Here is an 11,123-nt window from a genome sequence, read left to right as displayed (position 1 = left end):
CTCCCGTCACCAAGCGCGCACGCTCACGTGAGGCAACGACACCCCCAACGCGCGCATCTTGACATGAGGCAACTTGCCGACAAAAAGCGCTCCCCTGAAACCACTGAAACAAAAGAGGCACAAGTGATTTGGGCACGCTGCCACGCTGGTTTGGGCATGCTGCCCCGCTGATTCGGGCTACGCGACCGCCGCGGTCTCGGCCTCGGCCACCTCGGCCGCGGCGCGCTCGCCGGAGCGAATCGCGCCATCGATCCACCCGCACATGATCGCCGAGCTTTCGGTGCCTGCCCAATGGATCCGGCGGCAGGGCTCGCGCAAGGTGTAGCCGTATTCGGTCAGCACGCCGGTGGGGGCGTGCCCGATCATCCCGCCGCCGGAATAGCGGTCCACCGTCCAGTTCTGCTCGTGGAACTCCTGCGGCGCTTTGGCTTTCTCGCCGAACCGATCGACGAGTTCGCCGATGACTAGGGCCCTGCGCTCGGCCTCGTCGAGTTGCGTGAGGCGGCGCGCCGCGCGTCCCTCGGTGATGACGCACATGATTCCCGGATCCGCGGTGTCCGTGCAGGCGTCGATGGTCAGGGTGGCGGGAGACCCCGGCGCGGCGGTCTGGCCGGAGAGTCCGTCGGCACGCCAGAACGGTTCGTCGTAGATGAGCGAAGTCTTGATAACCGCGCCGCTCGGCAGTCGATGGTGCAGAAATGCCCGGTCCACCGGGAGCATCGGTTCGTAGTGAATCGAGGTGGCGATGGCCAGTGGGATCGCGACGATGACTCGGCGCGCCCGCACCGTCAGGTCGGCCGCGCTGACCGTCACACCGTCGGCGTCCTGGGCGATTTGGCGCACCGGCTGCGACAGGTGCAGCGCGTCGCCCAGCGCGGCCACCATCGGGCGGTGCAGCGCGCCCATCCCACCGACCGGGCGCGCGTCCTGGGAGCCACCCTTGCCCGAAATCGCGAACGTGAGCCCACCCGCCGACGCCGTTTGCAGCAGGCCCCACAGCAGCGACGTCTCAGACGCCGCCGAGGTGTAGAGGCCGGCGAAGGCCATGTCCAGCATCTCCGCGGCCTCGGAGGACATGGAGTTCTTCTCGATCCATTGCCCGATGCTGATGCGGTCCCACTCCTGGGCCTTCTTCGCCTCCCACGGCGCCTCGCGCGGAATCGCCTTGCACATCTTCTCGATGGTGGCCAGACCGATCCCGAGGTTGGCGACGGCCCAGGGGCTGACGGTCCACGGGATGGTGCCGCCGTAGCGGTGTTTCTTGCCGCCGACGATCATCATCGCGTCGCCGTCGTTGTGCTGCTTGTACTCCGGCACACCGAACTCGTTCATCAGCGCATAGATTCGGTCCTGGCCCGGGCCGATCCACGCGCCGCCGCGATCGATCCACGTGCCGTCGGCTCGCGTCTCGGTGAAGGTCCGGCCACCGACCCGATCACGCGCCTCCAGCAAGGCCACCGAATGCCCCGCCTGGATGAGTCGCAAAGCGGCCGTCAAACCCGCGAATCCCGCTCCGACCACGCAAAAATCGACCTCAGACACGGTTGTCTCCTCAACCTCGCCCACCCCAGCAGCAAACTACACTGACCGGGCGCCGGTGGTGGCCGGTTAACACAGATTTCCGTTTGCGTTCGCGCCGGCGGCGACCCGCCCGCGCCGGGGCCCAAGGTTGCAGCACGCGGGCCTAGAACACGTTCTAGTCTGTGGAACCATGGGATTTCTGAAGCCCGAGCTGCCGCAGCTCGACATGGCCGAATGGAACAAGGGCACCCGTAGCGAGAAGATCCGGCCGATGGCCAAGCACTGGGCCGAGGTGGGTTTCGGCACGCCGGTGGTGCTCCATCTGTTTTATGTCGTCAAGATCCTGCTCTACATCCTGGGCGCGTGGCTGTTCGCGTCGGCCACCAACGGTCTCGGCGGTATCACACACGTCGCGTCGTGGTGGTCGGAGCCGATCGTGTTCGAGAAGGTCGTGCTCTACACGATGCTGTTCGAGGTGATCGGGCTGGGATGCGGCTTCGGGCCGTTGAACAACCGGTTCTTCCCGCCGATGGGCTCGATTCTGTACTGGATGCGGTTCGGCACCATCCGGCTGCCACCGTGGCCGGATCGGGTCCCGCTCACCAGTGGTACCAAGCGCAAGCCGGTCGACGTCGCGCTCTACGCGCTGTTCCTGTTGTTTACGTTCGCGGCGCTGTTCGCCGACGGCACCGGGCCGATGCCCGAGCTGGGCACCACGATCGGACTGCTGCCCGCCTGGAAGATCGTGTTGATCCTGTTGCTGCTGGCGGTGGTTGGTCTGCGCGACAAGGTGATCTTCCTGGCCGCCCGCGGTGAGGTGTACGCAACCATGGCGGTGACGTTCCTGTTCGGCGCGCCCGACATGATCGTCGGCTCCAAGGTGGTTTTCCTGGTGATCTGGATCGGGGCCGCGACATCCAAACTCAACAAACACTTTCCGTTCGTGATCTCCACGATGATGTCGAACAACCCGCTGGTGCGGCCCCGCTGGCTGAAACGGCGCTTCTTCGAACACTTCCCGGATGACCTGCGGCCTGGCCGCCTGTCACGCTGGCTGGCACACCTGAGCACCGCCATCGAGATGCTGGTGCCGTTACCGCTCTTCTTCTGTCACGGCGGCTGGCCGGTGACCATCGCCGCCATCGTGATGGTGTGCTTCCACTTGGGAATCCTCGTGTCGATCCCGATGGGCGTGCCGCTGGAGTGGAACGTCTTCATGATCTTCGGCGTGCTGTCGTTGTTCGTTGCGCACACCCACATCGGGCTGCGCGAGCTGAAACACCCGGTGGTGGTGGCGGTGCTCTTCGTGGTCATCGCGGGAATCGTCTTGTTGGGCAACATGTTCCCGCGCAAGATCTCGTTCCTGCCCGGGATGCGTTACTACGCCGGCAACTGGGACACCACACTGTGGTGCATCAAACCCTCGGCCAGCGACAAGATCGGCCGGGGCATCGTGGCGATCGCCAGCATGCCGCAGGCCCAGTTGGAGCGGTTCTACGGCAGCCCCGAGGCGGCGCAGATCCCGATTTATATGGGATATGCGTTCCGCGGGTTCAACACTCACGGCCGGGCGCTGTTCACCCTGGCGCACCGGGCCATGGCCGGCCAGAACGAGGACGACTACGTCATCACCGACGGCGAGCGGATCTGCAGCACCGCGATCGGCTGGAACTTCGGCGACGGCCACATGCACAACGAGCAACTGATCGCCGCCCTGCAGGAGCGCTGCCACTTCGAGCCCGGCGAGGTCCGCGTGGTTCTGCTTGATGCGCAACCGATTCACAAGCAGACGCAGGCGTACCGGTTGGTCGACGCCGCGACCGGTGAATTCGAGCGCGGCATCGTCCGGGTCGCCGACATGGTGGTCCGCCAACCGTGGGCCGACGACGTTCCGGTGCAGGTGGTTTCGGAGTAGCCGGCCGCGTAGGTCCGGCCGGCGTCCGCCCGCGAGCGTAAGCCCACTGCGAAATATCCCGTTGGAAATCGCAGTGGGCTTACGCTCGGGATGACCTATGCGCTCGCCCGCACCTCCTGCGCCGCGGCGACCATGTTGCGCAGCGACGCGGTCACCTCGTCGGGGTTGCGGGTCTTCAGCCCGCAGTCCGGGTTGACCCACAGCCGCTCGGCCGGCACGGCCCGCAGCGCCGCGCGCAGCGACTCGGCCATCTCGCCGGTGCTCGGCACCCGCGGTGAGTGGATGTCGTACACGCCAGGACCCACGCTGTTGGAGAAGCCGATCGAGTTCAAATCGTCGAGCACCTCCATGTGCGAGCGTGCCGCCTCGAGGGACGTCACGTCGGCGTCCAGGTCGGCGATGGCCCCGATCACCTCACCGAATTCCGAGTAGCACAGGTGGGTATGGATCTGGGTGGAGTCCGCGACGCCGGAGGTGGCCAAGCGGAAAGAGCCTACGGCCCAACGCAAGTACTCGTCCTGGTCGGCGCGACGCAGCGGCAGCAGCTCCCGCAGCGCCGGCTCGTCGACCTGAATGATCGCGATGCCCGCCGCCTGCAGGTCCACCGTCTCGTCGCGAATGGCCAGCGCCACCTGGTTGGCCGTTTCGGCCAGCGGCTGGTCGTCGCGGACGAACGACCACGCCAAAATCGTCACGGGCCCCGTCAGCATGCCCTTGACCGGCTTATCGGTCAGCGACTGAGCGTATTTCGCCCATTCCACCGTCATCGGATGCCGGCGAATGACGTCGCCGAAGAGCACCGGCGGGCGCACGCAGCGGCTGCCGTAGGACTGCACCCACCCGTTCTTGGTCGCGAAGAAGCCGTCCAGCTGCTCGGCGAAGTACTGCACCATGTCGTTGCGCTCCGGCTCGCCGTGCACCAGCACGTCGATCCCGAGGCTTTCCTGCAACTTGATGACGTCGGCGATCTCCTGCTTCATCCGCCTCCGGTACTCGGTCTCGTCGATCTCGCCGGCGACCAACGCGGCGCGCGCCTTGCGGATCGCGACGGTTTGCGGGAACGACCCGATCGTCGTGGTCGGCAGCGGCGGCAGGTGCAGGCGCTCCTCCTGGCTGGCCCGGCGCTGCGCCGCGTCACCCCGGTGCGTACCCGACGCGACGATCGAGTCGATGTGCGACCTTAGATCGTCGTTGTGCAGGCGCGGGTCACTCTTGCGGGACGCCACGGCCGCGTTGGAGGCCGCGATCTCGTCGGCCACGGAGGCCCGGCCTCCGAGGTCACCGTGCAGGGCGCGGGCCAGCGTCACCACCTCGGCGACCTTCTCCTGCCCGAACGCAAGCCAGCTACGCAGCGCGTCGTCCAGCCCGGTCTCCGGCTCCAGCGAGTACGGCACGTGCAACGTCGAACAGGACGTCGAAACCGCCACGTGCCCCGCGGAATTCACAAGCGTCGTCAGCTTGCCCAGCGCCGCTTCCAGGTCGGTCCGCCAGATGTTGCGTCCGTCCACCACACCGGCGACCAGCGTCTTGTTCGCGAGCTCGGGCACCGCCGCCACTGCGGTGTCGGCGCCGTAGACCAGGTCGACGCCGATCGCCTCGACGGGCGTGCGGGCCAGCGCCCCCAACGAATCACCCGGGTCGCCGAAGTAGGTGGCGACGTAGATGGCGGGACGGTTACTCGCGTTGCCCAGCGCGTTGTAGACGGCCTCGGCCAACGCAGGCGCGTCGGGGGAGATGTCGGTGACCAGCGCCGGCTCGTCGAGCTGCACCCACTGCGCGCCATTGTCGGCCAGCAGTGACAGTAGTTCGGAGTAGATCGGCACCAGTTCCTGCAGGCGCTCGACGGGGGCGCCGCCGCCGTCGACCGCCTTGCTCAGCAGCAGGAACGTGATCGGGCCGACGACCACCGGGCGGGCCGGAATGTTTTGTCCCAGAGCCTCTTTCAGCTCCGAAAGCACCTTGTCGGGGTTCAGCGAGAACGTGGTCGAGGGCCCGATCTCGGGAACGATGTAGTGGTAGTTGGTGTCGAACCACTTGGTCATCTCCAGCGGTGCGACGTCTTGGTTGCCGCGTGCCGCGGCGAAGTAGCGATCCAAATCGTCGGCAACCTGTGCGGCCCGGGCCGGCAACGCGCCCAGCATCACCGCGGTGTCGAGCACCTGGTCGTAATAGGAGAAGGTGTTGACCGGCACCGAGTCCAGCCCGGCGTCGGCCAGGTGTTGCCAGGTGTCGCGGCGCAGGGTGGCGGCGACCTTCTCCAGGTCGGCGCGGCTGGTGCGCCCGGCCCAATAGCCCTCGGTTGCGCGCTTGAGTTCGCGTTTCGGGCCGATGCGCGGCGAGCCGACAACCGTGGCGGTGAATGCTTGAGGGGTCACGATATTCGTCCTTCATTCGACGTGGTGGTCACCGCCGGCGGACGTGCAGCCGATCCGTTAGCGGTGCGTACCCGGGTACCAACCGCAACGGCTGCAGCCTGACGCCCATTCCTCGAAGCGATGAGCCGCCGGACGCGGCGCGCCCGGCACAGCCGGCAGGTCTCCGGACTCGCAGGCGCGCACTCAGGTGGTGCTCCTAATGGCCGTCGCTTCCCAGTCTTGCGACCAGTGCTTGCCAAAAACTCTGACGGCGGTCGTTCCTGCATACCGTTGCGGGACAGTCCCGGATTCTCACCGGGTTCCCTCTTACGAAGCGTTACTAACGTTGCTTCGCTCGATGCCGGCACCGCGGTTGCGGCACAGGCAGACCAGCTGCGGACTCGAGCTTAGTCAGCCCGCCAACGCCTGCGCGATCGGGAGCGCAGTTGCGTCGTCGCCGTTGTTGAATTCGATAGTCCGCCGGATGGTCGAATCGTCGGCCAGCGCGGCGGCCGCGACGAGCGCGACGTCGGCGCGCGACACCTCGCCCGTGCCGCGCCCGAGGACGATCTTGCCGGTGGCGGGTTCCAGCGTGAGTCGCCCCGGTCCCAGCACCGTCCAGTCCAGGTCGCTATCGCGCAGGTGGGCGTCGGCGGCGGCCTTGGCCTCGGCATAGGGGAAGAACGAATTGCCTTGGGACACACCGTGGTCGGGCCCGGCGCCGAAATAGGACACCATCACGAACCGCTTGACGCCCGCTTGTGCGGCGGCGTCGATCACCCGGATCGCCGCGTCGCGATCGACGGCGTAGGTCCGGGCCGGGTCGCCGCCGCCGGCACCGGCGGAGAAGACGACCGCGTCGTGCCCGGCCACCAGGTCGGCCAGCGCTTCGGTGTCGAGCCGTTCGATGTCGGCCACCACCGGTTCGGCGCCGGTGGCAGTGACGTCGTCGGATTGGTCGGGATTGCGGAAGACCGAGCTCACCTGGTCGCCGCGCTGGGTCAGGTTACGAGCCAGCTGCAGCGCGACCTTGCCGTGCCCGCCGAAGACGATGATGCGTGCCATCCCTCCGACGGTAGCGCGCTCCTTAGAGCTTCACCTTGCCCATGATGATGTCGATGATCGGCTTGCCCGGCGGGTAGGCGTTGGTGACCGAGGCCATCGTGTGGCCGTAGTCCACCAGCAGCGTGATTCCGTTGATGCCGAACGCGGCGGCGCTGTTGAGGAACGCCATCACGTCGCCCATCTGCTCCGGGGTGTGCACCTTGGAGCCGGTCTCTTCGCGGTAGTCCTGGGCGAAGGTCAGCCACAGGTCGGCGTTGGACTGGGCCAGCGGGGTGTCGGTGGGGCCCGGGCAGATCGCGTTGATCCGAATGCCCTTCTTCAGCAGCGGATAGCCCTGGGTGGCGACGTAGGCGTTGACGACCTTCTTGGAGAAGCCGTAGTGAATGATGCCCTCGGCTTCGTGCGCCTTGACCCATTCCTGGGCCGACGCGAAGTCCGGGGTGGCCAGGAACTCGTTCAGCAGGTCCAGGTCGTTCTCCCAGCCCATGCCGGCGACCGAGGAGATGAAGCAGATCGCCGAGCCGGAGGGGAGCTGGTTGCGCTCGAGCAGGCGCTCGATCAGGTGCCGGTGACCGAGGAAGTTGATCGCCATCAGGTCGGTGGTCCCGTCGGCGATGCCGGCGGCCGAGAACACGGCGTGGACGGGGCCGTCCAGCTGCTCGAGCGCGGCGTCGATCGACGCGGTGTCGCGCAGGTCGACCTGGATGGACTTGGCGACGTCGTAAGTCACCGGCGCGTAGTCCATCACGATCACTTCAGCGCCCAGCTCGGCCGCTGACTTGGCCGCCGCGGCGCCCATGCCAGTCGCGCCACCGACGACGAGAGCGCGCTTGCCGTCGTAGCGCAACCGATCGACAATGGTCATGGAAATCCCCTTCTCGGATAATGCCAACGCGGTTCTAACTGCTCAACTGTATGGGTAACAGTTATTTGGTTCAATACCGGGGCGGGTTACTCGAGCGTTACTTGCCGCGGACCGCGACGCCGCGCAGCACGGTGTCGCGCGCGTGCACCAAGGCCGCGCGCGTGCCGACCTCGGCGAGGATGTTCTCCGGTATCCATTGCAGGCCGATGAGGCAGCGGGCCAGTATCGCGGTGGAGGGGGCGTCGATCGCGATCTCTCCCGAGCGGATCCCCTCGGTGAGCAGCGTTTTCATCTGCCGCAGCCGCGTGGCGTAGAGCCAACCCGGATTCGGCGTGTCCGGCGGCGATTGGCGCATCCAGGCCAGCTGAATCCTGAACTCGTCGGAGAACCGATCGAGCGCGTTGACGTTGACCCAACTCAGCGCGTCCAGCTTTTCGATCGGCGTGGCATCCGAGCGCAGGACGCTGACCCAGCCCGCCTCGACCTTCCTGCCAAAGGATTCCATGATCGACGCGAGCAGTTCGTCCTTGGATCCGATCACCCGATACACCGTTCCGGTGCCCAGGCCCGCCGCCGAGGCGATGTCCCGGATGGTGGTGACCTCATATCCTCTGCGGCCGAATTCGGCGCGTGCCACGGCCCGCACCGCCGCCGCCTTGTCGCTCGGGTCGGCATCGCTGTCGTCGGACCAGGTGGCGATGACGTCATCGGCGGCGGTGAACGCTTTCGAGCGATCCAGTGCCGCGTCGGCCGGCGGCCGAGTTGCCAAGCCCTGCAGGATGATTCGGCACAGCAGTTGGGCCACCTGGTCGGCGGCGGACTTGTGGCGCATGACATCGAGGCCCACCTGCAGCATGGTCTGGCAGATGCGGTCGGCCAACGTGGGAAGGTCGATGTCGGGTTTGATGTAGCCGCTCCACCGGCCGGCGCGCAGCGTCTGCAGCATCGCCTCCTGGATCGCCGTGGGCCGTTGCTGGGTCAGCTTGATCAGCTCCGGATCCGTGCTCGGCCCTTCGTAGAACGACATCTGCAGGGCCGCGCGGTGCTCTACGGCGCAGTCGGCGATCGCCGACCCGAGTTCGATGATCTGTTCTTCGACCGGACGGGCGTCGGGTTCGTCCAATCTCGCCTGTGCGGCCCGCCCGATGCGGTCCAGATCGTCCTGATAACGGCGGATCAACTCGACGAGGATGGCCTCTTTGGACTCGAAATGGTGATACAGGCTGCCGGGAAGGATGCCTGCCGCGTCGGCGATCTCCTGCAGCGACGTCCGCAGACCCGAGGATGCGATCAATGACGCCGCGGTGGCGAGGATTTCGGCGCGGCGGGTCGGGGATTCGGCTGTGCCGCCGGCGCGCAGTGACTCGGCCTTGGCCATGGTCAGCGGTGTGCGCATCTGGACGACTGCGGGTCGGCGAGCATTCGCATTCGTCCTCTCTTGCCGAACCAAATCTTTGTTAGAGGCTATCAGACTGCGCGCGGTGAATGCGCTGCACAAAGGCGTGAAAGCCCCATTTTAGAGCGGGGGGCCGTCCCAGCGGTCGCATGCGACCACTTCCTCGAGCGGCCGCCGCCGCGCAGGCGAGAAGGTGCGTCCCGCGCGCAGCCGGCCGACCGGTAGCAGACAGCCCTGAACGTAGGTCGGCGGAATCCCGAGTAGGTTGCGGATCTCCTCCTCGTGATGCAGATGCAGGGTGGTGATGCAGGTCCCGTACCCCCGGGTGTGCAAGGCCAATTGGAAATTCCACACCGGCGGAAAGATCGAGCCGTACAGCGTGGCGAGATGAAAGGATTCATCGCCCTCGATCCGAGGCAAGTACGGTTCATAGCAAGGGATTACCAGCAACGGCACGCGGGCCATGTGCTCGACGAGCCACTCCGTAGAGGACATGACCCGGCTCTCGGGCGTGCCCGCGGGCATCAGCTCGGCGAGCATCTGCCCACCGACCCGCAGCAGGTAGGCCTGGCGATACAACCGGGCGATCTCGGTGCGCAGCTCCGGATCCGAGATCACCAGCCAGCGCCAGGACTGGGCATTCGACCCGTTCGCGGCCTGCAACGCGATTCGCAGGCAGTCGCGGATGTCGTCGGGGTTGACGGGCGCGTCGAGGTCGAGCGATTTGCGCGCCGACGGGGTCGCGGTGAGCAGGTAGTCGATGTCCATCAGGCCCGGCCTCGCTTGGCAAGGCGCGCACCGAGTTCGGTGAGGTACTCGTCGGGGCCCCCGCGAAACGCGCTCCAGCTCAGCAGCCGTTTGAGGTACAGGTGGGCATCGTGTTCCCAGGTGTAGCCGATGCCCCCGAACACTTGGATGGCGGTGTCGGCCACCGTGGCCAGTCGCCCGGCGAACGCCTTGGCCCGCACCGCGGCGAGATGCCGCTCCTCGCCGGATGCAGCGCCCGTTCCCGGGGCGGCGTCGCTGAGCCACAGGGCGTGGATCACGCCGCTGCGGGCCAGCTCGACGGTCTCGTACATGTCCACACACAGGTGTTGGACGGCCTGGAAGGAGCCGATCGGCTGGCCGAATTGCGTTCTGCTTTTCGCGTATTCGACCGCGAGGCCCATGACGGCGCGCGCGGCGCCCAGCGCGTCGGCCGCGGAGGCGATCAGCACGTCGTCGATCACCGCGGCCAGATCGGCGGCGGTGGACGGCGCGGTCAGCCGTTGGGCGGGCGCGGCGTCGAACGTGACGCGAAACTGCTTGCGGGTCGGGTCGATGCCGGATTCGGGTGCCAACGACAAGCCGGTCGAGCCGGCCCGCACGGCGAAAAGCTCAGGGCCGTCGCCGTTCTCGGCGACCGCGAGTAGGACATCGGCGGCCACGGCGTCGGGCACCGCGGCGATCTCGCCGTGCAACACGACCGCGTCGTCGCGTCGGCTCGCGGCAACGGTCGCCGAATCCGGAAAGCAGACCGTTGCGACCGTGGTGCCGTCGGCTATGCCGCGCAACCACTCCCGTGCGGTCTCGGCGGCGCCGAGCCGGGTCAGCGCCCGCGGGGCGGCCACCGCGGCAGACAGCCACGGTCCCGGGTGCAGCGCCGCGCCCAGCTCTTCGGCGACGACGCCGGCCTCGACCATCGTCATGCCGGCGCCGCCGTACTCCTCGGGCACCAGCAGACCGGTGGTGCCCAGGTCGGCGAGACCGCGCCACACCGCCTCGTCGGTTCCGGTCGGATCGTCGAGCAGCGCCCGCACGTGTTGGGCGATCGGAGCCTTCTCGGCGAGGAAGCGCCGCGTGGTGTCGCGCAGTGCCACCTGCTCGTCGGTGAGTTCGAGGTTCATTTGCGCGGCAACCCCAGCACCCGCTGCGCGGTGATGTTCTTGTTGATCTGCGTGGTGCCGCCCGCGATGGTCAGCGACCGCGACGTCAGCCGGTAGTTCGCCCACGGCGCGCCGGCGCCGC

Annotated in this window: 8 protein-coding genes, 1 pseudogene and 1 riboswitch; of the genes and pseudogenes, 1 reads left to right on the top strand and 8 read right to left on the bottom strand. The window is 67.2% G+C overall.

The window, feature by feature from the left end; genetic code table 11:
* Positions 1 to 177: 177 nt before the first annotated feature.
* A complete protein-coding gene (locus tag A5622_RS02105) occupies positions 178 to 1,542 on the bottom strand; it encodes an FAD-dependent oxidoreductase (protein WP_066876371.1) in 1,365 nt (454 codons plus the stop codon).
* A 169-nt stretch (positions 1,543 to 1,711) separates the two neighbouring features.
* Between A5622_RS02105 and A5622_RS02100 the strand changes: the two genes are divergently transcribed.
* Entirely contained in the window at positions 1,712 to 3,436 is a 1,725-nt protein-coding gene (locus A5622_RS02100) for a DUF3556 domain-containing protein (protein WP_066866137.1), read from the top strand.
* A 95-nt stretch (positions 3,437 to 3,531) separates the two neighbouring features.
* On the opposite strand, the gene metE is transcribed toward A5622_RS02100, so the two are convergent.
* The 7 genes and pseudogenes from metE to A5622_RS28820 form a co-directional block, all read right to left on the bottom strand.
* Complete coding sequence (gene metE, locus A5622_RS02095; protein ID WP_066876367.1) at positions 3,532 to 5,811, bottom strand: 5-methyltetrahydropteroyltriglutamate--homocysteine S-methyltransferase; 2,280 nt, start codon at positions 5,809 to 5,811, stop codon at positions 3,532 to 3,534.
* Between the two features lie 136 nt (positions 5,812 to 5,947).
* Positions 5,948 to 6,150, bottom strand: a riboswitch (cobalamin riboswitch).
* Positions 6,151 to 6,201: 51 nt separating this feature from the next.
* Positions 6,202 to 6,855, bottom strand: coding sequence for an SDR family oxidoreductase (locus A5622_RS02090; protein ID WP_066876365.1), 654 nt, complete (start codon positions 6,853 to 6,855; stop codon positions 6,202 to 6,204).
* A 22-nt stretch (positions 6,856 to 6,877) separates the two neighbouring features.
* Positions 6,878 to 7,720 carry an SDR family oxidoreductase gene (locus A5622_RS02085; RefSeq protein ID WP_066876363.1) on the bottom strand — a complete coding sequence of 281 codons (843 nt, stop codon included), beginning with the start codon at positions 7,718 to 7,720 and terminating at the stop codon, positions 6,878 to 6,880.
* Positions 7,721 to 7,817: 97 nt separating this feature from the next.
* Entirely contained in the window at positions 7,818 to 9,098 is a 1,281-nt protein-coding gene (locus A5622_RS02080; protein WP_066876369.1) for a TetR/AcrR family transcriptional regulator, read from the bottom strand.
* A 138-nt stretch (positions 9,099 to 9,236) separates the two neighbouring features.
* Positions 9,237 to 9,884 (bottom strand): nitroreductase family protein, encoded by a 648-nt coding sequence (locus A5622_RS02075; RefSeq protein ID WP_066866149.1) that lies wholly within the window; start codon positions 9,882 to 9,884, stop codon positions 9,237 to 9,239.
* Complete coding sequence (locus tag A5622_RS02070) at positions 9,884 to 11,002, bottom strand: acyl-CoA dehydrogenase family protein (protein WP_066876361.1); 1,119 nt, start codon at positions 11,000 to 11,002, stop codon at positions 9,884 to 9,886. Before A5622_RS02070 ends, A5622_RS02075 begins: the two co-directional genes overlap by 1 nt.
* Positions 10,999 to 11,123, bottom strand: a pseudogene (locus A5622_RS28820) (acyl-CoA dehydrogenase); the annotation flags it as partial. The pseudogene A5622_RS28820 and the gene A5622_RS02070, both read right to left, overlap by 4 nt.

It is taken from the genome of Mycobacterium sp. 1245801.1, assembly GCF_001673055.1.
Classification (GTDB): Bacteria; Actinomycetota; Actinomycetes; order Mycobacteriales; family Mycobacteriaceae; genus Mycobacterium; species Mycobacterium europaeum_A.
The sequence above is the reverse complement of the archived record's forward strand: the minus strand, read 5'-3'. Positions and strand labels throughout refer to the sequence as shown.

Excerpts from the sequence above, each read along its gene's own strand:
- A5622_RS02100 (WP_066866137.1), top strand. The coding sequence starts at position 1,712 with ATGGGATTTCTGAAGCCCGAGCTGCCGCAGCTCGACATGGCCGAATGG.
- A5622_RS02070 (WP_066876361.1), bottom strand. The coding sequence starts at position 11,002 with ATGAACCTCGAACTCACCGACGAGCAGGTGGCACTGCGCGACACCACG.
- A5622_RS02075 (WP_066866149.1), bottom strand. The coding sequence starts at position 9,884 with ATGGACATCGACTACCTGCTCACCGCGACCCCGTCGGCGCGCAAATCG.
- A5622_RS02085 (WP_066876363.1), bottom strand. The coding sequence starts at position 7,720 with ATGACCATTGTCGATCGGTTGCGCTACGACGGCAAGCGCGCTCTCGTC.
- A5622_RS02090 (WP_066876365.1), bottom strand. The coding sequence starts at position 6,855 with ATGGCACGCATCATCGTCTTCGGCGGGCACGGCAAGGTCGCGCTGCAG.
- A5622_RS02080 (WP_066876369.1), bottom strand. The coding sequence starts at position 9,098 with ATGGCCAAGGCCGAGTCACTGCGCGCCGGCGGCACAGCCGAATCCCCG.